The organism is Micromonospora sp. B9E7, assembly GCF_039871815.1.
Taxonomy (GTDB): domain Bacteria; phylum Actinomycetota; class Actinomycetes; order Mycobacteriales; family Micromonosporaceae; genus Micromonospora.
Window position 1 is genome coordinate 190664 of sequence record NZ_JBDPLX010000007.1, and the last position, 22851, is coordinate 213514.

General features: G+C 72.6%; 19 protein-coding genes. 6 read left to right on the plus strand and 13 right to left on the minus strand.

What is annotated here, in order from left to right:
• Window positions 1–107: 107 nt before the first annotated feature.
• Complete coding sequence (locus ABGB10_RS14250; protein ID WP_347661346.1) at window positions 108–449, plus strand: helix-turn-helix transcriptional regulator; 342 nt, start codon at window positions 108–110, stop codon at window positions 447–449.
• A gap of 47 nt (window positions 450–496) precedes the next feature.
• On the opposite strand, the gene ABGB10_RS14255 is transcribed toward ABGB10_RS14250, so the two are convergent.
• From ABGB10_RS14255 to deoC, 10 genes are all read right to left on the minus strand, one after another.
• Complete coding sequence (locus ABGB10_RS14255) at window positions 497–1171, minus strand: permease prefix domain 1-containing protein (protein ID WP_347661347.1); 675 nt, start codon at window positions 1169–1171, stop codon at window positions 497–499.
• Window positions 1172–1239: 68 nt separating this feature from the next.
• Entirely contained in the window at window positions 1240–3045 is a 1806-nt protein-coding gene (gene cydC / locus ABGB10_RS14260) for a thiol reductant ABC exporter subunit CydC (protein ID WP_347661348.1), read from the minus strand.
• Window positions 3042–4718, minus strand: a complete 1677-nt coding sequence (gene cydD / locus ABGB10_RS14265; protein WP_347661349.1) for a thiol reductant ABC exporter subunit CydD — start codon at window positions 4716–4718, stop codon at window positions 3042–3044. The genes cydC and cydD overlap by 4 nt, the downstream gene beginning before the upstream one ends.
• Window positions 4715–5722: a cytochrome d ubiquinol oxidase subunit II gene (locus ABGB10_RS14270; protein ID WP_347661350.1), complete on the minus strand. Its 1008-nt coding sequence runs from the start codon at window positions 5720–5722 to the stop codon at window positions 4715–4717. Before ABGB10_RS14270 ends, cydD begins: the two co-directional genes overlap by 4 nt.
• Before the next feature lie 18 nt (window positions 5723–5740).
• Entirely contained in the window at window positions 5741–6991 is a 1251-nt protein-coding gene (locus ABGB10_RS14275; RefSeq protein WP_347661351.1) for a cytochrome ubiquinol oxidase subunit I, read from the minus strand.
• A gap of 394 nt (window positions 6992–7385) precedes the next feature.
• On the minus strand, window positions 7386–8291 hold the full coding sequence (locus ABGB10_RS14280) for a M56 family metallopeptidase (protein WP_347661352.1): 906 nt from the start codon (window positions 8289–8291) through the stop codon (window positions 7386–7388).
• Between the two features lie 10 nt (window positions 8292–8301).
• Window positions 8302–8763 (minus strand): BlaI/MecI/CopY family transcriptional regulator, encoded by a 462-nt coding sequence (locus tag ABGB10_RS14285; RefSeq protein WP_347661353.1) that lies wholly within the window; start codon window positions 8761–8763, stop codon window positions 8302–8304.
• Between the two features lie 291 nt (window positions 8764–9054).
• Window positions 9055–9879, minus strand: a complete 825-nt coding sequence (locus tag ABGB10_RS14290; protein WP_278137444.1) for an aldehyde dehydrogenase family protein — start codon at window positions 9877–9879, stop codon at window positions 9055–9057.
• Window positions 9872–11302, minus strand: coding sequence for an aldehyde dehydrogenase family protein (locus ABGB10_RS14295; RefSeq protein ID WP_145786264.1), 1431 nt, complete (start codon window positions 11300–11302; stop codon window positions 9872–9874). Before ABGB10_RS14295 ends, ABGB10_RS14290 begins: the two co-directional genes overlap by 8 nt.
• A gap of 6 nt (window positions 11303–11308) precedes the next feature.
• A complete protein-coding gene (gene deoC / locus ABGB10_RS14300; protein ID WP_347661354.1) occupies window positions 11309–12268 on the minus strand; it encodes a deoxyribose-phosphate aldolase in 960 nt (319 codons plus the stop codon).
• 123 nt (window positions 12269–12391) lie between these two features.
• Here deoC and upp point away from each other — a divergent pair, with 123 nt between their 5' ends.
• Together upp and ABGB10_RS14310 are read left to right on the plus strand one after the other, a co-directional pair.
• Complete coding sequence (gene upp, locus ABGB10_RS14305; RefSeq protein ID WP_347661355.1) at window positions 12392–13024, plus strand: uracil phosphoribosyltransferase; 633 nt, start codon at window positions 12392–12394, stop codon at window positions 13022–13024.
• Window positions 13025–13098: 74 nt separating this feature from the next.
• A complete protein-coding gene (locus ABGB10_RS14310) occupies window positions 13099–13776 on the plus strand; it encodes a GPP34 family phosphoprotein (RefSeq protein ID WP_347661356.1) in 678 nt (225 codons plus the stop codon).
• Between the two features lie 133 nt (window positions 13777–13909).
• Here ABGB10_RS14310 and ABGB10_RS14315 read toward each other — a convergent pair whose 3' ends face one another.
• Window positions 13910–15577 (minus strand): phospho-sugar mutase, encoded by a 1668-nt coding sequence (locus ABGB10_RS14315; RefSeq protein WP_347661357.1) that lies wholly within the window; start codon window positions 15575–15577, stop codon window positions 13910–13912.
• A gap of 48 nt (window positions 15578–15625) precedes the next feature.
• The gene (locus ABGB10_RS14320; protein WP_347661358.1) at window positions 15626–17698 is read right to left on the minus strand and encodes a serine/threonine-protein kinase; all 2073 of its coding nucleotides are present in this window, start codon (window positions 17696–17698) and stop codon (window positions 15626–15628) included.
• 206 nt (window positions 17699–17904) lie between these two features.
• On the opposite strand from ABGB10_RS14320, the gene ABGB10_RS14325 reads away from it, so the two are divergent.
• Window positions 17905–19488: a methylmalonyl-CoA mutase family protein gene (locus tag ABGB10_RS14325; protein ID WP_347661359.1), complete on the plus strand. Its 1584-nt coding sequence runs from the start codon at window positions 17905–17907 to the stop codon at window positions 19486–19488.
• 446 nt (window positions 19489–19934) lie between these two features.
• Entirely contained in the window at window positions 19935–21194 is a 1260-nt protein-coding gene (locus ABGB10_RS14330; RefSeq protein WP_347661360.1) for an amidohydrolase, read from the plus strand.
• On the opposite strand, the gene ABGB10_RS14335 is transcribed toward ABGB10_RS14330, so the two are convergent.
• Window positions 21151–22101 (minus strand): DUF4349 domain-containing protein, encoded by a 951-nt coding sequence (locus tag ABGB10_RS14335; RefSeq protein ID WP_347661361.1) that lies wholly within the window; start codon window positions 22099–22101, stop codon window positions 21151–21153. The two genes, ABGB10_RS14330 and ABGB10_RS14335, sit on opposite strands and share 44 nt — an antisense overlap.
• A gap of 114 nt (window positions 22102–22215) precedes the next feature.
• Here ABGB10_RS14335 and ABGB10_RS14340 point away from each other — a divergent pair, with 114 nt between their 5' ends.
• A complete protein-coding gene (locus ABGB10_RS14340; protein ID WP_347661362.1) occupies window positions 22216–22848 on the plus strand; it encodes an MBL fold metallo-hydrolase in 633 nt (210 codons plus the stop codon).
• The last annotated feature ends 3 nt before the right edge of the window (window positions 22849–22851 follow it).

The window sequence follows — 22851 nt, forward strand, 5'->3', positions numbered from 1 at the left end:
ACCTGGGTGACCGATGCCCGCACCCCGGTGGCCGCTTGGCGCACGGATCCGACCTGCTGGTGGTGGGCGCTGGCGAACCGGCCGTCCGACAAGTAGCGTTGCTACGCATGAAGGCCCAGGCGTTGCACGGCCACCTCGACGCTCTGCTGCTCGCCGTTCTCGAACAGGGCGCGCTGCACGGCTACGCCATCATCGAGGCGCTGCGCGAGCGCAGTGACGGCAGTCTCGATCTGCCCACCGGCACCATCTATCCGGCGTTGCGTCGCCTGGAGCGCGCCGGGCACGTGGCGAGCACCTGGAGCACGGTCAACGGTCGGGAGCGGCGGACGTACCAGCTCACCGACTCCGGCCGCCGGGCGCTGGCCGGGGAACGCGCCGGTTGGCACGACTTCCAACTGACCGTCGGCCGGTTCCTGGACCCCGCCAACCCACCCACCACCCCGGCCTGACCCCTGGTGGAGCCGCCGAGTGGTGGGCCCGAACGGGTGGGCCTGGCTCAGCGGGCGACGGCCAGCAACCAACCGCGCACCGCACGGGTCAGCGAGAAGTAGGCGCCGCCGACCAGCACCGCGCCGATGATCATCGGAGGCCAGTGCAGCGCGGCATCCCAGAGGTTGAGCGACCAGCCGAAGAGGGCGCAGCCGGCGAGGATGGACAGCGCCAGCACCCCGGTCAGGCCGGCACCCACCGCGCGCTGCGCCAGCGCCAGGCCCGGCCGTGGCGAGCGGGCGCTCGCCGCGACCACCAGCAGACCGGCCACCGCGAGCAGCAGCGCGCCCGCCCAGATCCAGTCGACCGAGTTGGAGAGCAGCAGGTAACCGGCCGGGGGGCGTGGGCCGTCGCTCCAGCTCGACCCTTTCCAGGTCAGATCGCCGGCGACCATCCCCACCCCGGCGATCGCCAGCACCCGCAGGGACAGCCCGCGCAGCGCGCCCGCCGCCAGCTCGGTCTGCCAGGAGGCGAGGAGCTGCGCCGGTGAGCCGAACTCGACCACGGCCCGGCGCTGCGCCTCGGTCGGCGGCAACCCACTTTCGCGGTACGCCTCCACGGCGTCCAGCAGCCCGTGCCGGGCCTCGGTCAACAGGTCGGACTTGAGTCGCGCCGGCCCCTGCAACCGGGCGGCGAACTCCCGCAGGTGCTCGTCGACCAACACGTCCTCGCGGTGCGGCATGGCACCACCCTGCCATGGAAGCCCGACCCCCGACGTCGGGGAGAACCCTGGTCCGTCCCGGAGCCCGGTCAGGGGGCGAGCGCCAGGTAACCCCGTTCGGCCGCTGCCTGGACCAGCCACTGGTCCCGGTACCAGCCCTGGACGGCGACCAGGTCGGCGTGCCGACCGCGCTGGATCACCCGACCGCCGTCGAGGACGACGATCTCGTCCAGCTCGGCCAGCCCACTGAGCCGATGGGTGATCAGAAGCACCGTGTGCGCGGCGGGTGTGGCGGCGAGAGCGGACGCGAGTACCGCGTCCGCCGCCGCCGGATCCAGACCTTCGGTGGGCTCGTCGAGGACCAGCACCGGCGGCGCGGCGAGCAGGGCCCGGGCGAGCGCCAGACGCTGCCGCTGGCCACCGGAGAGCTGCCCGCCCTCCTCGCCGACCAGCGTGTCCCAGCCCGCCGGCTGGGCGCGTACCCACTCCAGCAGCCCGGCAGCGGCGGTGGCCGCCGTCAACTCCTCCTCGTCCGCACCGGCCCGCCCGAGGAGCAGGTTCTCCCGCACCGTGGCATGGAAGACGTACGCCTCGGCCAGCAGACCGCCGACCGCCCGGGGCAGCGTCTCCTCGGCGTACGCCGAAAGGTCGTGACCGTCGAGGGTGACCCGGCCGGACCCGGGCCGGACGGTGCCGGTCAGCACGGCGGCCAGGGTGCTCTTGCCGGCGCCGCTCGGGCCGACCACCGCGATCCTCCGCCCGGCGGGCAGGTCCAGGCTGACGCTGTCCAGGGCGGGTGCCGCGCCGGCCCGGTACCGCACGGTCACGTCGACGAAGCGCAGTTCGTGCGGGCCGACCAGGTCGCCCGGTCCGTCGGTGCGTGGGGGAGTCGGCGTGCCCGCATCCAGCAGGGATGCCACCCGGGCCAGGCCGGGCCGCAGCTGCGTCCACTGCCGTGCCGCCGTGACCAGGGCCAGCGTCACCTCGACGGCGGCCAGTGCGCCGACGGCCAGGACACCCACCAGAACACCCGACACGTCGGCGGCCAGCGCGGCCAGCACCACCGCCGCCGCGGTCAGCCCGGCGGTCAGCACACCGGCCGCGTCCACCGCGAACCCGGTGGCCGCCAGCCGGCGCTCCAACCGGGCCAGTTGACGGGCGCGCTGCTCGGCGGCGCGCAGCGCGACGTCGGTCGCTCCGAACGCGGCCAGGTCGGCAGCGCCGTGGGTGAGGTCGATCGCGTCGGTGGCCAGTGCGCCGCGCAGGGGGGCCACCTGGGCCGCGCTGCGGCGGGTGACCGCGGTGGCCAGTGCGGGCAGCGCCACCCCGGCGACCAGCACCCCGACGGTGAGCGCCCCGGCGGCGGACGGCGAGATCAGCGCCGCACCAGCCACCGCCAGCACACCGACCAGGGCCGCCGCCGAGCCGGGAACCAGCACCCGCAGCAGCAGATCCTGGACGGCCTCGACGTCGGAGACCAGCCGGCTCAGCACGTCCCCCGACCGGTGCGCGACGTCGCGGCGGGCCGCGAGGGTGGCGAAGACCCGAGCCCGGACGTCGGTGATCATGCGGAGCACCGCGTCGTGCCCGGCGAGCCGTTCGGTGTAGCGGAACACGCCACGGCCGATCGCCAGCGCCCGCACCGCGACGATCGCCACGGTGAGCCGGTCCAGTGGGGGCTGGCCGGCGGCGCTCATCAACAGCCAGGTGGCGGTGGCCATCAGGGCGAGCCCGGCGAACTCGGTGGCGGCGGCGAGCAGCCCGGCACCGACCAGACGGCCCAGATACGGGCGGGCCAGCCGCAGCACGGCCCGCTCGGCGGCGCCCCGCCCGGCCGGTGTCGCGTCGACGACCGGCCCGGCGTCCCCGGGGGCCGGCTCGGGTACCGCGCTCATCGGGCCGCCTTCCCGGTCGGCTCGGGCGTCAGCTCCGTCACCCGACCGTCCTCGACACGCAGGATCCGGTCGGCATCGGCGAGCAGCGCCGGCCGGTGCGCCACCAGCAGCGCGGTCCGCCCGCTGACCAGACGCCGGGTGGCGTCGAGCACCACCGCCTCGGCCGCCGTGTCCAGGCGGGCGGTGGGTTCGTCGAGCAGCACCACCGGCGCGTCCCGCAGGAAGGCCCGGGCCAGCGCCACCCGTTGCCGCTGCCCGCTGGACAGCCCGTGACCGCGCTCGCCGAGCAGGGTGTCCAGGCCGTCCGGTAGGCCGGCCACCACGTCGTCCAGAGCGGCGTCGCGCACCGCGGTGGCGAGGGCGTCCGGCGGGGTGTCCGGTGCGCCGAGCCGGACGTTGTCGGCCAGCGAGGCGGCGAAGAGGTGAGCCCGCTGCGGCACCCAGGCGAGCTGCCGGCGCCATGCGTCCGGGTCGGCGGTGGCGAGGTCGACCCCGCCCACGGTGATCCGGCCGGTGGTCGGGGTCACGAAGCCGAGCAGCAGGCCGAGCAGAGTGCTCTTGCCGGCGCCGCTGGGGCCGATGACGGCGATCCGTTCGCCGGCCCGGATGGTCAGGGTGACGTCGCGCAGCGCGGTGGTCCGTTCGTACGCCACGGTCACCCCCTCGAACCGGATCTCGCGCCGGGCGTCCGGAGTGGTGGCGCCCTCGGCGGCCCGGGGTGCGACGGGCGCGGCCGAGACGGTCAGCGCCTCGTCCAGCGCGGCGAGGCCTTCCATGCTGGCGTGGAAGCGGCTGCCGGCGGCCCGCAGCGGCAGGTACGCCTCCGGGGTGAGGAGCAGCACCAGCAGCGCGGTCTGCAGGGCCAGCCCGCCGCCGAGCAGCCGGATGCCGACCGGCACCGCGACCAGTGCCACCGAGAGGGTGGCGACCAGTTCCAGCACCAGCGCGGAGAGGAACGCGATCCGCAGCGTCTTCATGGTGGCGACCCGGTGGCCGTCGGCCATCCGGCGTACCACGTCGGTCTGTGCCCGGGCCCGCCCGAACGCCCGCAGCGTGGGCAGCCCGGCGACCATGTCCAGGAAGTGCCCGCCGAGCAACGAGAGCCGCCGCCACTGCCGTTCGGTGGCGGCCTGTGCCTGCCAGCCCAGCAGCGCGCCGAAGACCGGAATCAGCGGCAGGGTCAGCGCGATGATCACTGCCGAGCTCCAGTCGGCGAAGACGACCCGGGCCAGCACGGCCACGGGCACCGTCACGCTGAGCACCAACTGAGGCAGATAGCCGGTGAAGTACGCGTCCAGTGCGTCCAGCCCTCGCCCGGCCAGGGTGGCGACCTGGCCGGCCCGCTGCCCGGCCACCCAGCCGGGCCCGTGTCGGCCGACCGCGCCGAGCAGGTCGGCGCGCAGCGTGGCCTTGACCGTGGCGGCGACCCGTGCCGAGACCGTGCCCTGTGCCCAGACGAGCGCGGAGCGGGCGGCGACCGCGACCACGAAGGCGCCCAGCGCCGGTCGGTCGAGCCGACCGTCGAAGGCGGTGGCCAGCACCGCTGCGAGGGCGGTGGCCTGCGCCACGATCAACCCGGCGGCGAGCACACCCAGGAACGCGAGCACGGCAAGGTCGCGCCGGGCCGCAGGGACCCGGCGTAGCAGACGCGGGTCGAACGGACGGCGCTTCACCAGTACACCGGTGCCCTACCGTCGGTCCGTCCTCGAAAAACCCACCAGCACATCGCCTGGAAGCCTAGTAGGGCCGGAAGTAGCGGCAGCGCCACCCAGCCGAGCAGCCGCAGCGTCGGTGCGCTCGCGGCGGCGTCGGCCACGGTCAGTGAGGCGCCGGGGTCGGTCGTGGACACCAGCACGTAGGGCCAGAGGGCGGCACCGACCAGCGCCACCGGCAGCGCCAGGGCCGCGCCGGTGGCGGCCAGGGCCCACCCCGGCCGCCGTCGCGCCAGCGCCGCGTGGGCCGCCAGCAGCGCCGCCACGAGCAGCACCGGCAGGAGTACGGCCACCGCCGGCCGCTGGACGGTGTCGCGTACCCGGGCGGAGAGCAGGCCCACGACGGTGGCCAGGGCGACCGCGGTGAGCGCCACCGGCACCAGTCGGCGGGCCGTGCGCCCGACCACGGTGGCGGCGTCGGTCGGCAGGCGCAGGGCGAGGAAGGTCGCGCCGTGCACCGCGACCAGCGCGACCATGGCCAGCCCGGCGGCAGCCGCGAACGGGGTGGCCAGGTGCGACACCCCGGCGACGTGCCCGTCGGCCTGCCGGGGCACGCCCTGCAACAGCGCGGCGAGCACCACACCCCAGCCCAGTGCGGCGAGTGCGCTGCCGATCACCACGACGCGGTCCCAGCGTGCGCGGATCCGTTCGTCGCCGGGTCGGCTACGCAACTGCACCCCGACAGTGACCAGGATGACGCCGACCAGGGCACCGGCGACGGCCGGATAGCAGCCGGAGAGCAACTCGCCCTCCAGCATCGGGAACGCGCCGAAGAGGATGCCCACGGCGGCCACCAGCCAGACCTCGTTGCCGAGGAAGAACGGGCCGAGCGCGGTGAGCGCCTCCCGCCGCCGCGCCGCGCCGCCGCCTCGGGCGAGCAACAGCCCGACCCCGTAGTCGTAACCGGCGAGCACCAGGTAGCCGGCGAAGAACAGGCCGAGCAGGGCGTACCAGGCGAGGTCCACGGTCTTCTCCTCAGGTGCTCAGACGAGGGCGGGTTCGGGGCGGGCCGACTCGTTCGGGGGCGTCGGTGGGCGGCCGAGCGCCGGGTCGGCCGCGCCCCGGGCCGCGTGCCGGGCGAGCAGCACCCAGTTGGTGACGGCGAGCGTGCCGAGCAGCAGGCTGAACCCGATCAGCGAGGTGAGCATCACCGGTGCGCCGACCGGGGAGACGGCCTGCTCGGTGGGGAGCAGCCCGTACGCCACCCAGGGCTGGCGGCCGACCTCGCGGGCGATCCAGCCGAGGATCACCGCGACGAACGGCAGCGGCAGGGCGAGCAGGACCAGCCAGAGCGGGAAGCGCAGTCGGATGATCCAGTCGCGGAAGAGCAGGGGGAGCAGGAACCACACGCATCCGAGGGTGAAGCCGATCAGGATCATGAAGCCCAGCCCGACGTTGGCCAGCACCGGCGGCGTGTAGTCACCGGGGCCGAACCGCGCGGTCCACTCGGCGATCAACGCCTGGCCCTCCGGGCCCTGGCCGAACTTGGTGGGCTGCACCGAGCCGACCGGGCCGAACTGGGCGAAGCCGAAGCCCTGCACCATGGTGATCGCGAACGCCGAGGTGACCACGCCGATCCGCAGCGAGGTGCGGAAGAGCGCGAAGTCGGGGGTGCGCCGGATCAGGTGCCAGGCGCTGACCGCCGCCATCAGCATGCCTCCCACCAGCATCGCGGCCGAGACCACGTGCCCGAACGCCATGCCGAGGCTGGGGTTGGTGAGCAGCGCGCCGAAGTCGGTGAGGTGGGCGATGCCGTCGCGTACCTCGTAGCCGACCGGGTTCTGCAGCCAGGAGTTGGCCACCATGATCCAGAACGCCGAGGCGTACGCGGTGATCGCCACGCCCCAGAGCAGCGCCAGGTGGACGCCCTTGCCGAGCCGGTGCCAGCCGAAGATCCACATCCCGAGGAACGTGGATTCGAGGAAGAACGCCACAAGCGTCTCGATCGCCAGTGGTGCGCCGAAGACGTTGCCGACGTAGCGCGACAGGCCACTCCAGTTCAGCCCGAACTGGAACTCCATCACGATGCCGGTGGCGATGCCGAGCACGTAGTTGATCACGTAGAGCTGACCCCAGTAGCGGGTCAGCCGTTCCCACTTCGGGTTGCCGGTGAGCACCCAGGCGGTCTGCATCGCGACCAGCAGGGTGACCAGCCCGAGCGTGACGACCACGAAGAGGAAGTGGATCGACGTGGTGGTGGCGAACTGCAGGCGGGCGAGGAGCAGGGTGTCCATGGCCGGCCCTCCGTAGTGTTGGCTCCCTTGTCGTAGCCACCCTACACGTAGTTTCTCTACACGTTCGACTACTACGTGACGTCGTAGACAAGTCTACGACATTGCGTAGTAGTTGTGTGGCCGGGAAGATCGCGCTCGATCGTGGATGTAGTGGCCTGGTCCGCCGTGGGATGCCACTCGAACCTGGATCAGGCGCGACCTTGGGATCGGAAGGCGGGCGCTGCGGCGCGGGGGCGCGGCGTGGTGCGCGGCGCGGCGTCGGGCGTGGGGTGCGGCGTGGGCGCGCGGCGCGGCGTGCCGCGTGGGCGCGGGGGCGTGGCGCAGGGGTAGGGCGTGGGGCGCGGCGCGCAGGGCTCGGGGGTCAGGCGAGGCGCGTGCGTGCGCTGGGGTCAGCTCAGGACAGGAAGAGGGTGATCGGGAGGGCGACCAGCGTGCTGGCGACCGCGAGGGCGGTGGCACCGAGCACCCGGGGCGGCCGGTCGCTGACCAGCAGGCGCTGCATCCGTACGTCGAGATCCCGGTCGCCCACACCCAGCGCGCCGGCCGGGGTGATCCGGTGACCGGCCGCGGCGAACCGGCGCAGCGCTCCCGCCAGCGGCGCATCCGCGTGCAGTTCACGCGCCTTGTCGTCGGCGCGCATCTCGACCAGCAGGGCGACCCGCTCGTGGGCGTCGCGGACCCAGCCGAACCAGGGCAACGCCCGGCACAGCGCGGTGAACGGCAACAGCACCAGATCGTGCCGTTCGTGGGCGTGCGCGCGCTCGTGGCTGAGCACCGCGGCCAACTCGGCGTGGTCCAGCATGCTCAGCGTGCCGGCGCTGACCACCACCTGCGGCTTCACGCCGGGCAGGCAGTACGCGGCGGCGCTCGGATGATCCAGCACGAGCGCGCCGGGCGCGGCCGGATCGTCCCGGGCGACCAGCGAGAGCAGGTCCCGATGCCGGCGCTGGGCGCGTACGGTGCCGTGGATGCTGCGCACGGTCGTGGTGACCAGGACCGCGCCGATGCCGAAACCCACCCCGACGCCGGCTAGGTGGAAGGTGCTCAGCCCGACCGGCAGGGTGCCGTGGGCGAGGTCGTCGGCCAGGGCGAGCAGTGCGCTCCCGGTCGGCAGGCCGTACGTGCTCAGCCCGAGTGCCATGGGCAGCCCCATCGCCGAGAGCCCCAGCGCCAACCCGACGGCCTGCCAGCAGATGATCGCCACCCGGGGGCTGCGCCACGTCCAGGTGGAGCGGGCCATCACCTGGGCCGTCAGATAGCAGGCCAGCATGGTGGCGGCGAAGTGCACGGCGTAGGCCACGGCGTGCGCCCTACCGCTCCGCTGCCTCGCCGGCGGGCCGTCGGCCCGTCGGCCCGTCCAGGCGGTCGGTCAGTTCGGAACCGCCGTCGGCGGAACCCCCACCGGTCAGGCCGGCCTCGTTCCCCAGAGCCGCACGCAGCACCTCGGCCTCGGTGCCGGTCACCGAGCGGGCGAACCGCACCAGCGCGGCGTCCCGGCTGCCGCCCAGATCGAGGGCGTCGAGCATGAGCTGGGCGATGTGCGCCTCACGGCTGGCCGACGGCCGGTACCGCCAGGCCCGGCCCTCGCGCTCCCGCTGCACCATGCCCTTGCCGGCGAGTCGGTCCAGCACGGTCATCACCGTGGTGTACGCCAACTCGCGCCCGTCGAGGGCGTCGGCCACCTCGCGCACGGTCACACCATCCGACGTGCCGGGGACCACGTCCCACAACACGTCCATCACCGCACGCTCAAGATCGCCCAGCCGAGTCACGCAACAATCCTACCCCCGGTAGTAGACCCCACCCTCCCCCTCCACTCCCACTCCCACCCCTCCCAGCGGTGATCATGAGGTTGACCGGGTCGAGCGAGATCAAAAACCCCGCCAACCCCATGATCGCCGACCAGGACCGGCGGACCGACCCGAGGCAGAACCCGTGAGCTGACCCACCCGACGAACCGACCCCACGTCAGGTTTTCCGGGGGAGCCCGCCCACGCAGGGATCAAGCCTGACCGCCCGGAGTGGGCGGGCTCCCCCGGAAAACCCAAGAGGCCGGGAACGAATCACACCCCCTTGGGGTGCCACACCGTCTTGGTCTCCAGGAGCGCGGTCATCGGGGCCAGGCCCGGGTCGGCGGACCAGTCGTGGTCGGCCGGGGCCGGTCGGAGCACCCGCTTGAGGTTCTCGGCCGCCTTGACCTCCCACTCGGTGGCGAGCGAGGCGTCGGTCACCCCGGTCAGGTCGAGCGCGTTGACGTCCATGTGCGCCGCCAACGCCGGCGCGGTCTCGGTGATCGCACCCGTGAGGATGTTGACCACCCCGCCCGGCAGGTCGGAGGTGGCCAGCACCTCGGCCAGCGTCACCGCCGCCAACGGCTCGGTCGGGGAGGCCGCCACCACCACCGTGTTGCCGGTGACGATCGCCGGGGCGATCACGCTGACCAGGCCGAGCAGCGCCGGGCGTTCCGGGGCGACCACCGCCACCACGCCTGTCGGCTCGGGCGCGGAGATGTTGAAGTACGGGCCGGCGACCGGGTTCGCGCCGCCGTACACCTGGGCGAGCTTGTCGGCCCAGCCGGCGTACCAGACCCAGCGGTCCACCGCGGCGTCCACCTCGTCGCCGGGGATGCCCAGGGCGACGAACTGCTCGCGGCGACCCTCCAGCATCTCGGCGGCGCGGTAGAGGATCTGACCCCGGTTGTACGCGGTAGCGCCGGCCCAGCCCTTCACGGCGGCGCGGGCGGCGACCACCGCGTCCCGGGCGTCCTTGCGGGAGGCCAGTGACACATTCGAGGACTGCACGAGATACGACCGTCCCGACTCGCTGCGCGGGAACTTCCCGCCGATGAAGAGCTTGTACGTCTTGCGTACCGCGACCCGCTCAGACATTGAGGTAGCCCTCCAGCCCGTGCCGGCCGCCCTCGCGACCGTAACCCGACTCCTTGTAGCCACCGAACGGCGAGGTGGGGTCGAACTTGTTGAACGTGTTGGCCCAGACCACGCCGGCGCGCAGCCGGTCGGCCATCCACAGGATCCGGGAGCCCTTGTCGGTCCAGATGCCCGCCGACAGCCCGTACGGCGTGTTGTTGGCCTTCTCCACGGCCTCGGCCGGGGTGCGGAACGTGAGCACCGACAACACCGGGCCGAAGATCTCCTCGCGGGCGATCCGGTGGGCCTGTGTGACGCCGGTGAAGATGGTGGGCGCGAACCAGAAGCCGCGGTCGGGCAGCTCGCACGGCGGTGACCAGCGCTCGGCGCCCTCGGCGGAACCGGCGTCGGACAGCTCGCGGATCCGCTCCAACTGGGCGGCGGAGTTGATCGCGCCGACGTCGGTGTTCTTGTCCAGTGGGTCGCCCACCCGGAGCTGGGCCATCCGCCGCTTCAGCGACTCCAGCACCCGGTCGGCGACGTTCTCCTGCACCAGCAGTCGGGAGCCGGCGCAGCAGACGTGGCCCTGGTTGAAGAAGATGCCGTTGACGATGCCCTCGACGGCCTGGTCGATGGGTGCGTCGTCGAAGACGATGTTGGCGGCCTTGCCGCCCAGCTCCAGGGTGAGCTTCTTGCGGGTGCCGGCGACGGACCGGGCGATGGCACGGCCGACGTCGGTGGAGCCGGTGAAGGCCACCTTGTCGACGCCGGGGTGCTCGACCAGGGCGCGGCCGGTGTCACCGGCGCCGGTGAGGATGTTGACCACACCGGCCGGCAGGTCGGCCTGCTGGCAGATCTCGGCGAAGAGCAGCGCGGTCAGCGGGGTGGTCTCGGCGGGCTTCAGCACGACCGTGTTGCCCGCGGCGAGCGCCGGGGCGATCTTCCAGGCCAGCATGAGCAGCGGGAAGTTCCACGGGATGACCTGCGCGGCCACGCCGATCGGCTGCGGATTCGGCCCGAAGCCGGCGTGACCCAGCTTGTCGGCCCAGCCCGCGTAGTAGAAGAAGTGCGCGGCGACCAGCGGCAGGTCGACGTCCCGGGACTCCCGGATCGGCTTGCCGTTGTCCAGGGACTCCAGGACGGCCAGCTCACGCGAGCGCTCCTGGATGAGCCGGGCGATCCGGTACAGGTACTTCGCCCGGTCCCGGCCCGGCATCGGACCCCAGACCTTGTCGTACGCCTTGCGGGCGGCACGCACCGCGCGCTCCACGTCCGGCGCGCCGGCCTCGGCGACCTCGGCCAGCACCTCCTCCGAGGCGGGGTTGATCGACTTGAAGCTGCCGCCGTCGGTCGGGTCGACGAAGGTGCCGTCGATGAACAGCCCGTACGAGGGTTTGAGGTCCACCACCGAGCGGGACTCGGGGGCGGGGGCGTATTCGAACATCGGCTATCAGTCCAGGGTGAAGTAGTCGGGACCGGAGTAGGTGCCGGTCGTCAGCTTGGTGCGCTGCATCAGCAGGTCGTTGAGCAGGCTGGACGCGCCGAAGCGGAACCAGTCCGGGTCGAGCCAGTCCGGGCCGACGGTCTCGTTGACCATCACCAGGTACTTGATCGCGTCCTTGGTGGTCTTGATGCCACCGGCGGGCTTCACGCCCACCTGCCGGCCGGTCGCCGCCCGGAAGTCGCGGACCGCTTCCAGCATCACCAGGGTCACCGGCAGGGTCGCCGCGACCGGGACCTTGCCGGTGGAGGTCTTGATGAAGTCACCGCCGGCCAGCATGGCCAGCCAGGAGGCGCGCCGCACGTTGTCGTACGTGGCCAGTTCGCCGGTCTCCAGGATGACCTTGAGGTGGGCGTCCCCGCAGGCTTCCTTGGTGGCCACGATCTCGTCGTAGACCTCCTTGTAGCGCCCGGCCAGGAACGCACCCCGGTTGATCACCATGTCGATTTCGTCGGCACCGGCCGCGACGGCGGCCCGGGTGTCGGCCAGCTTGATCTCCAACGGCGCCTGGCCCGACGGGAACGCGGTCGCCACGCTGGCCAGGTGCACGGCGCTTCCGCGCAGCACCTCGGCCACGTACGGGACCATCGCCGGGTAGACACAGACCGCGCCGACGTGCGGGCAGGACGGGTCGGCCGGGTCCGGGCGCAGCGCCTTCGCGGCCAGCGCGCGCACCTTGCCCGGGGTGTCCGCCCCCTCCAGGGTGGTCAGGTCGACCATCCGGATCGCCAGGTCGATCGCCTGGGCCTTGGCGGTGGTCTTGATGGATCGGGTGCCGAGCTGTGCCGCCCGCTGCTCCGCGCCGACCTGGTCCACGCCGGGCAGGCCGTGCAGGAAGGTCCGCAGAGCGGTCTCGGATCGTCCCAGCTCGGAGAGCTCCGACCGGGCCGACGTCGTTGTCGCCGTCATGCCGAGAAGTCTACGCACCGGAGCGGCGAGTGATCTTGGTCACGGCGGGCCCGGCGTGAGCGGCGTCGCTGGTCCGACCGCACCCGCACCACCGTGCCGTACGGACCGGTAGGTTGAGCGATCGTGGACGTACACGTCATTGACCACCCGCTGGCCCAGTCCAGGCTGACCGCCATGCGGGACGCGCGCACCGATTCCTCGACGTTCCGGGCGGCGCTGCACGAACTGACCACCATGCTGGTGTACGAGGCGGCGCGTACCTTCCCCGTCGAGCGGTACCCGGTGCAGACGCCGGTCACCGGCACCGAGGGCACCCGGCTGGCCAACCCGCCGCTGCTGGTCCCGGTGCTGCGGGCCGGCCTCGGCATGGCGGACGCCGCACTCAGCCTGCTGCCCGAGTCGTCGATGGGCTTCGTCGGCCTGGCCCGCGACGAGGAGACCTACGAGCCGCGCGCGTACATGGAGTCGTTGCCCCGGGACCTGGCCGGGCTGCCGGTGCTGGTGCTCGACCCGATGCTGGCCACCGGTGGTTCGCTGGAGCACTCCTGCCGGCTGCTGGCCGACCGGGGCTGCACCGACATCACCGTTCTGTGTGTGCTCGCCGCCCCGGTCGGCATCGAGCGGCTGGAACGCTCCGGTCTGCCGTTGCGCCTGGTCACGGCCTCGATCGACGAGGGGCTCAACGACCGCATGTTCATCGTCCCCGGGCTCGGGGACGCCGGTGACCGTCAGTTCGGCGGCATGCCCCGGTTCTGAGGGCTACACCCGGTCGGTGCCGGGTCCGGCGGGTCCGTGCGCGGTGGTGCGCGGACCCGCTACCGTCTGCGGCCATGACTGGTGTTGCGCTCGCCGAGGAGTTGCTGCTTCTCGCCTACGACGACACGACCGGCAAGGCGACCATGCCGCGGATCAGCCTGGACCTCGGCATGGCCGCCGCGGTGCTGGTCGAGCTGGCCATCGCCGGCCGGATCGCGTACGCCGACGGGTCCTTGACCGTGGTCGACCCGACGCCTACCGGCGAGCCGGTCGCCGACGAGGTGCTGGGCCGGATCGCGGCCGACACCCCGCACACCCCGGCCTCGTGGGTGCAGCGCCTGCGGCACGGCCTGCGGGACCGGATCCTCGGTGATCTGTGCAGCCAGGGTGTGGTTCGGGACGTCGACGAGACCGAGCTGGGTTTCATCCACGTGCACCGTTATCCGGTGGTGGACGCCTCCGTCGAGGCGGAGACCCGCCAGCGGCTGGCCGAGGCACTGACCGGCGCGGCGGCCCCGGACGAGCGGACCGCCGCGCTGGCCACCCTGGTCGTGGTGCTGCGGATGGAGACCGCGCTGGGCGTGAGTGGCGAGGAGGTCGCCACCGCTCGCCGGCGGCTGGAGGCGATCGCCACCGGCGCGGGTTTCTCGGGTCAGGTGAGCACCGACGACTCGGTGGTCCGCCCGTCGGTCGGTCTGGTCGTCGCCGCCCTGGCCGGAGCGGTCGACGCGGCACTCGGCAAGCGCGCCTGACCGTCGGACCCCACCCACCCCCTGACCATCCTTTGCTCTGCACCCGCGGGTGCACCACCGGGCGGTTCGCCGCCTGGTGCGTCCATGGGTGCAGAGCAAAGGGGCCGTGGCGGGTGGGTGGGTGCCTGCTAGGTCAGAGGCCGAGGGCGGCGCCGACCTCGGCGCGCAGTCCGGCGACGGCCTGCGCCGCCCGGCTGCGCGCCGCCGGGACGTCACCGTCGGTGACCGGCTCCACCACCTCGAGGTACGCCTTGAGCTTCGGCTCGGTCCCGGAGGGGCGGATCACCACCCGGGCCGACCCGGTACGCAGGATCACCACGTCCGCCTCGGGCAGCAGGTCCCGGACGCTGTCGACCGGCTGCCCGAGCAGGGTGGTCGGGGTGTCCGCGCGGATCCTCGCCATCGCGTCGGTGATCACCCGCAGGTCGTCCACCCGGGCGGAGAGCTGGTCGGTGTGGTGCACGCCGAACTCGGCGGCCAACTCGTCGAGCCGATCGGTCAGGGTGCGCCCCTGCGTCTTGAGGCCGGCGGCCAGCTCGGCCACGGTCAGCGCGGCCGTGATGCCGTCCTTGTCCCGGACGTGCTGCGGTGCGACGCAGTAGCCGAGCGCCTCCTCGTAGCCGAACACCAGGGGCGCGCTCCCGCCGCCGGCCCGCACGATCCACTTGAAGCCGGTGAGCGTCTCGTCGTAGGGCAGACCCCTTGCCGCGCACATCGCCCGTAGCAGTGACGACGACACGATGGTGGTCGCGTAGAGCCCGGTCACCCCTCGGCGCATCAGATGGTCGGCGAGCAGCACCCCCACCTCGTCGCCACGCAGCATCCGCCAGCCGCCGCGTTCTTCGCGGACCACCACCGCGCACCTGTCGGCGTCCGGGTCGTTCGCGATGGCGAGGTCGGCGCCGGTGGCATCGGCCAGGGCGATGAGCCGGTCCACCGCCCCCGGCTCCTCCGGGTTGGGGAAGGACACGGTGGGAAACGCCGGGTCCGGTTCGGCCTGGTCGGGGACGACGCCGGGCACCGGGAAACCGGCGCGGGCGAAGGCGGCGGTGAGCACCGCCGCGCCCACCCCGTGCAGAGGGGTGTACGCCACCGACAGGTCCCGTGGCCCGTCCGGGTCGATCACCGCGGTGGCCTGCTCGACGTACGAGGCGACCAGGTCGTCGCCGAGCACCTGCCCGGGTTGGCCCAGTGGCACCTCGGTCAGCGGGCCGACCGATCGGATGGCCGCCTCGATGCCAGCGTCGGCGGGCGGCACGATCTGTGCGCCGGCGCCCAGTTCACCGCCCAGCTCCGCGCCGAGGTAGACCTTGTAGCCGTTGTCCTGGGGCGGGTTGTGGCTGGCCGTGACCATCACACCGGCGACTCCGCCGAGCTGCCGCACCGCGTACGCCAGCACCGGGGTGGGCAGCGGGCGGGGGAGCAGCAGCGCCGGCCGGCCAGCCCCGGTGGCCACCTGGGCGGTGCGCTCGGCGAACTGCTTTGAGCCGTGCCGAGCGTCGTACCCGATCACCAGGGGACCGCTGCCGCCCTGGGCGGCGAGCCAGCCGACCAGGCCGGCAGCGGCCTGGGTGACCACGGCGAGGTTCATCCCGTTCGGGCCGGCCCGTAGCGGGCCGCGCAGGCCCGCCGTGCCGAAGGTCAGCGGGCCGGCGAACCGGTCGGCCAGCTCCGGGGCGCTCGCCGGCAGCCCGTCGAGCACCGCCGTCAGCTCGTCCCGGCTGGCCGGGTCGGGGTCGTCGGCCAGCCAGCGCCGGGCTTGCTCGCGAATGTCGTCGATGTCAGTGGTGTCCGCCGCCATGCCCCTTGATAGCACGGCGGCGGATCACCGCTGCGGGTTCCCTCCGGCTCAGCCGTCCCCGGTGAGCTGGAACGTCCGCACCATCTCGTCGAAGATCGGCTTGCTCTCCGCGAACTTGGCGTCGGTGGCGGTGAGGTAGAAGGAGTACGCCTTGCCGCCCTCCGCCACCCCACGCCAGACGCCGTGCCGCATGGTGTCGCCCTCGCCGCAGGTGTACTCGAATTCGGCGGCCGGCTTGCTGGCCAGCTCGGTCTCGGTGGCGCTGATCTGCTGGTACGGCTTGACGCAGGAGGTGCTCCTGGTCTTGAGGCCGTTCTCGGCCGTCTCCGCCCAACGGGTGGAGCTGCTGGACCACTTCTCGGTGATGATGCGCACCTTGCGGCCGCTGTCCTCCGGGTCGATGTAGTCGGTGTACGAGGGCCCGGTCGCCTTCTTCCAGCCCTTCGGCACCATGACCTGGATGCCCCGGGCCGCGTGTTCCTGCATCTCGACGCCCGGGTTCGCCTCCGCGGACGGGGTGGGCTGCGCCGCCGGGGTGTTCGGCGGGGCATCGTCGCCGCCGGAGAGCGCCACCGCGGTGAGCAGCAGCACGACGACCAGGCCACCGGCCGCGGCGAGCTGCACCTTGCGCGGCCAGCCCTTGACCCTGCCGACGAGCTGACCACCGGCGGCGCGGACCTTGTCCAGAGCGCCGCCGCCCGGAGCGCTGCCACCAGAGGCGGGTGCGCTGGCCCAGGGCTGGCCGGTGCCCGGCACCGACCACTGGTTGCCGCCGCCGTAGGTGCCACCGATGCGCTGGGTGGCCTCCGGTGCGCCGCCGTAGCCGACCTGTTGGGTGGCGTCGGCCGGCGTGCCGTAGGTGACCCGCTGGGTGGCGTCCGGGTGCGCGCCGGCGTCCACGCGCTGGGTGGCGTCCGCGTTGCCGCCGTAGGCGCGCCCGGCGGGCGGGCGGCCGGGTGTGGGCATCGCCCCGGTGGGTGTGTGCAGCGGGCCGGCCAACGCGTCGGCGTTGGTCTCGTCGAGCCCGGTGGCGCCGGCCGAGCCGGCGAGGGCTGGGCGTTCGCCCCGGTTCAGCGACGCCAGCCGGTCGGTCAACGACTCGCCGGGGGCCAGCATGGCGGGGCCGCCGATCTGGTTGTCCGCCTTCGGCGTCGGTGGAGATGGCGGCAGGACGGGCACCGGGCGCTGCTGGACCGGCACCACGGCGTACGGGTCGGTGACCGAGTGCACGGCGGTCGCGGTGCTGCCCAGCGGGCCGGCGAGCAACTCGCGCAGCATGGCCCGGGAGGTGTGCACGTCCAGCCGGCGGGCCGGGTCCTTCTCCAGCAGACCCATCAGCACGCGGGTCAGCGGGCCGCTGCGCTGCGGCGGCGCGGGCGGGTCCTCGACCACGGCGTGCATGGTCTCGATCGGGTCGCCCTTGTCGAACGGTGGCCGCCCCTCGACCGCGGTGTAGAGCGTCACACCCAGCGAGAAGAGATCGCTCGGCGGGCCGAACTCCTGGCCCATGGCCCGCTCGGGCGAGATGAAGTGCGGCGAGCCGAGCACCATGCCGGGCGTGGTGAGCTGCACGTCGGTCGGCATCCGGGCGACCCCGAAGTCGGTCAGCACGCAGCGTCCGTCGGTGCAGATCAGCACGTTCGCGGGCTTCACGTCACGGTGCAGCACACCGATCGCGTGCGCGACCTCCAACGCGCCGAGCAGCGCGATGCCGATCTTGGCGACGGCCCGGGGCGCGACCGGCCCGTCCTCGATCACCATGTCGGCGAGGCTGCGGGCGTCCAGCAGCTCCATCACGATCCACGGCCGACCAGCCTCGGTGACCACGTCGTACACCTGCACCACCGCGGGGTGCTGGATGGCGGCGGCGGCGCGGGCCTCGCGCAGGGTGCGTTCGTACATGGCGTCACGGTCGCTGGGGGCCAGCCCCGGGGGCAGGACGACCTCCTTGACCGCCACGTCACGGCGCAGCAGGGTGTCGGTGGCGCGCCACACCGTGCCCATGCCGCCGTTGCCCACCGAGGACCGCAGCGAGTACCGGCCACCAATGGTGGTGCCGGGCGCCGCTCGGCCGTTGGCGGGACTGACTGGTCCGCCGCTCCACGTCGGGATCTGAGTCACAGAAAAGCCACCGGGGGAAATCGAGGGGGGCTGGGACACAACCCCCCTATCTTGCTGGTTCCGACGCCCGATGCGAAAGCCGACGCGGCGGACGTTTATCGAAGTCGACAGAACGTGCCTTGTCGTTCACCTCGTGTCGACCGGTCGGGACGCACTGTGCGGTATCCCTCACCCGACGGCGTGGCCAGGCGTCCTACCATCCGGGGATGAGTGAACGGCGGTCAAGCGAGTCCGGTTTTCCGATCAACGGCGTCTACACGGCGGCCGACCTTCCGGAGGACCTGGACTCCCGGCTGGGCGACCCCGGCGAGTTCCCGTACACCCGGGGGGTCTACCCCACGATGTACACCTCCCGTCCGTGGACCATGCGCCAGTATGCCGGCTTCGGCACCGCCACCGAGTCCAACGCGCGGTACCACCAGTTGTTGCGGGCCGGCACCATGGGCCTCTCGGTCGCCTTCGACCTGCCGACCCAGATGGGGTACGACTCCGACGAGCCGATCGCGCACGGCGAGGTCGGCAAGGTGGGCGTCGCCATCGACTCCATCGAGGACATGCGGCTGCTCTTCGCCGACATCCCGCTGGACAAGGTCTCCACCTCGATGACCATCAACGCGCCCGGTTCGGTGCTGCTGCTGCTCTACCAACTCGTCGCCGAGGAGAACGGGGTTGCCGGCTCGGCGCTCAACGGCACGATCCAGAACGACATCCTCAAGGAGTACATCGCCCGGGGGACGTACATCTTCCCGCCGAAGCCGTCGTTGCGCCTGGTGGCAGACACGTTCGCGTACTGCCGCAAGGAGGTGCCGAAGTGGAACACCATCTCCATCTCCGGCTACCACATGGCCGAGGCCGGTGCGACGCCCGCGCAGGAGATCGCGTTCACCCTGGCCAACGGCGTGGAGTACGTGCGGGCGGCGCTGGCCGCCGGGCTCGCCGTGGACGACTTCGCCCCCCGGTTGTCGTTCTTCTTCGTGGCCCGCACCACGCTGCTGGAGGAGGTGGCGAAGTTCCGCGCCGCCCGGAAGATCTGGGCTCGGCTGATGCGCGACGACTTCGGCGCCAAGGACCCGAAGTCGATGATGCTGCGTTTCCACACCCAGACCGCAGGTGTGCAGCTCACCGCGCAGCAGCCGGAGGTGAACCTGGTCCGGGTGGCGGTGCAGGGGTTGGGCGCGGTGCTCGGCGGCACCCAGTCGCTGCACACCAACAGCTTCGACGAGGCGATCGCACTGCCCACCGAGAAGGCGGCCCGGCTCGCGCTGCGCACGCAGCAGGTGCTGGCGTACGAGACGGACCTGACCGCCACTGTCGACCCGTTCGCCGGCTCGTACGTGGTGGAGGCGATGACCGCCGAGATCGAGGCCGCCGCCGTCGAGTTGATGGAGCGGGTGGCCGACCACGGCTCCGCGGTGGACGCGATCGAGGCCGGGTTCCAGAAGCGGGAGATCGAGCAGTCCGCGTACCGGATCGCCCAGGAGATCGACTCGGGCGAGCGGGTGGTGGTCGGGCTCAACCGGTTCACCGTGGACGAGGAGGAGCCGTACGAGCCGCTGCGGGTCGACCCGGCGATCGAGGCGGCCCAGGCCGAGCGGCTGGCGCGGCTGCGATCCGAGCGGGACGGCGACGCGGTGACGCGGGCGCTCGCCGATCTGCGGGCTGCCGCCGACGGCACGGACAACGTGCTGTACCCGATGAAGGCGGCGCTGCGGGCCCGAGCCACCGTGGGTGAGGTCTGTGGGACGTTGCGTGAGGCGTGGGGGCTGTACCGGCCGACCGATCGCTTCTGACCATCGCCGACCGCTGAGCGCGGTGTGTCCATCGCGCTCAGCGGGTACCCCGTCCGTCGAGCGCGAACGCACACCGTGTGCGCCCGTCGTGGGTGCCTGCGTGTGAGCGTCCTTATCCGGCTCGTTGCGGAGTGTCGTCGGCTAATTGTCGGAGTGTCAGTTCACCACCCCGACTAATGCGACAATTTGCAACAGGGGCCCCTAAGTGGCGCCGGATTCGTGACCGCCGCGATCGGTTACGCGTTGTAGGAGGTGAGGGGCGGATGACGGCGTTCGAGCACGATCTACCTGCTGTCCCGCACATCTCCGAGCGCTCCCAGCAGGGCATACGTGACGCTACGCGGTCCGATCATTACCGTAACGAGGTTGCGCAGCGTCACCGTCGGAGGTCTAGGCTGTCTGCTGTCCCCGATGATCCATCCATTTCTAGTGATCGAGAATTCGACGTGACGAGTGCGTTGACGCTGCCCACGGATGGCCAGCTGGCGTCGTCCTGGCTGGAGACGCCGCCCGGCTCCCAGCCCCTGCCCCGCGAACTGGACCACCTCCTCGCGCTCCGCGTACCGGGGCTGATCGCTACGCGCCGTCACCTTCACTCGCACCCTGAGCTGTCCGGCAACGAGTTCGAGACGGCCGCGCTGATCGCCAGGGAGCTGTCGCTGGCCGGGCTGAACCCGCGCCTGCTGCCCAAGGGCAACGGCGTGATCTGCGACGTCAACGGCAGGCCGGACGGCCCCGTGATCGCGCTGCGCGCCGACATCGACGCCCTGCCGCTCGACGACTCCAAGGACGTGCCCTACCGGTCGACCGTGGCGGGCGTCTGCCACGCCTGCGGGCACGACGTGCACACCACGATCCTGCTCGGCGTCGGCATGCTGCTGGCCCAGCTCGCCGACCTCGGCGAGCTGGAGGGGCGGGTCCGGCTCATCTTCCAGCCGGCCGAGGAGATCCTGCCCTGCGGCTCGCTGGAGGTCATCGAAGCCGGCGGCCTGGACGACGTGGTGCAGATCTTCGCGCTGCACTGCGACCCGAACCAGCCGGTGGGGAAGGTCGGCCTGCGGGTCGGCCCGATCACCGCGGCCGCCGACAACGTCACCGTCCGGCTCTCCGGTCCGGGCGGGCACACCGCCCGCCCGCACCTGACCGTCGACCTGGTCGACGCTCTCGGCCGGTTGATCACCGAGGTGCCCGCCCTGGTCAGCCGCCGGGTGCCGGCCAACAGTGGCCTGCTGCTGGTGTTCGGCCACGCCTCGGCCGGCACCCGGTACAACGTCATCCCGTCCGAGGCGAGCGCCTCCGGCACCCTGCGGGTGATGGACCGCGACACCTGGGAGCAGGCTCCCAAGATCGTCGCTCAGGTGGTCCGCGACGTGATCGCCCCGACCGGCGCCACGGTCGACCTGGAATACCTGCGGGGCCGGCCGCCGGTGTGCAACGACTCCCGGGCCATCCAGGTGCTGACCGCCGCCACCGCCGCCGCGCTCGGCCCGGAAGGGATCGCGGAGACGCCGCAGAGCATGGGTGGCGAGGACTTCTCCTGGTACCTGGAGTACGTCCCCGGCGCCCTCGCCCGGCTCGGCGTGGGTCGCTCCGGCCCCAACGTCGACCTGCACCGCGCCAGCTTCGACGTGGACGAGCGGGCCATCCCGGCCGGCGTACGCGTCATGGTGCAGACCGCGCTGCGGGCACTGGCAGCGGCGCGCTGACCGGAGCGGCCGGGGCCGAGGTCCTCTTCCGCCGACGTAGCACCAGAAGCAGCACCGCCACCGGTACGCCGACTGCCACCAGCCAGGGCAGCAGCGCCCCCAGCACGGTGAGCAGGACGGTCAACGAGGCGACGAACGCCTTCCAGCCACCCTTGAGCCCGACCAGGAAACCGGTCTCGGCCTTCTCCTCACTCGCCTTCTTCGTCGCCGGCCCGGCCAGCGACACGGTGATCGTGGAGAGCGCGGTCAGGTCGGCCAGTCGACGCTTCTTCGCCTCCAGCGACGCCAGGTCGGCCTCCCGGCGACCCAACTCGTTCTCCAACGTCACCAGGTCCGTGATCGTGGTGGCACGGGACAGCAGACGGCGGGCACTGTCCACCCGGGCACGCTGACTCGTGATCCGCGCGTCCAGATCGACGGTCTCCTCGGTGACGTCCTGGGTGTCGATCTCCCGGCTCTGCGGCCGGCCGAGCTTCGAGATCTCCTCCACCGCGCCGGCGAACCTCGGTGCCGGCACCCGCAGCTGCAACTCCGCCACCGCGTCTTCGTCAGCACTGCGCCTCTGGTCACCGCCGACGAAGCCACCGGCCCGGGTGGCCACGGCGATAGCCTCACGGGCGGCCACGTCCACATCGTCCACCTGCACGCGCATCGTCCCCGTGTAGATGATCGCCCGTTGGTCGACCCGCAGGTCCGGTGCGCCGGCACCGGCCGCCTCCTGCGTCCCGCCCTTGGCGGTGTCCTTGCCCGCCTCGCCGCCGTTCGCCGCCGCCGGTGCCTCGGCGGCCGAGCCCGCGGTGTCCTTCGCCCCGCTGTCGCTCGCACTGCAACCCGTCAGCACCAGCGCGGCCGCCAGTGCCGCTACCGCCAGCGCTGTGCCCCGGCGTCGTACCGTCCGTCCGTCCATCCCCGCTCCCATCGTCGTCGTCCGGTGTGGCGATAGCTCGGACGCGGCGCACGCGTCGGCTGGTTCCGGCAGACTGCGCTGAGGACGTCACGATTCGATAATCGAGGAGTCACGATGCGGCTCACCAAGTACGCCCACTCCTGCCTTCGGGTGGAGCACGACGGCGGAGTGCTCGTCGTCGACCCCGGGGTGTTCAGCGACCCGACGGTGGCCCTGGACGGTGCGGACGCGGTGCTGATCACCCACGAACATCCGGACCACCTCGACCTGGCGGCGGTCCGCCTACAGCTCGACCGGCGGCCGTTCCCGATCCACGGCCCCGCCTCGCTCGCCGAGACCCTGGGCGACGCGGCCGAGGCCCTGCGTCCGGTCACCGCCGGCCAGTCGTTCACCGCCGCCGGGGTCGCCGTCCGCGCGTACGGGGGGCGGCACGCGGTGATCCACCCGGACATCCCGGTGATCGACAACCTCGGCTACCTGATCAACGACGTCGTCTATCACCCGGGGGACTCCCTGGTGGTGCCCGACGAGACACCCGTCGACACGCTCTTCGCGCCGATCCACGCCCCCTGGTCGAAGTTCTCCGAGGTGCTCGACTTCATCCGGGCGGTCGCACCCCGACGCGTGTACGCCCTGCACGACGCCCTGCTCAACGACAACGGGCTGGGTGTGCTCGACCGGCAGTACACGGCGTTGTCGGGCACCGATTACCAGCGGCTGGAGCCCGGCAGCCGGGTGGACGTCTGACCG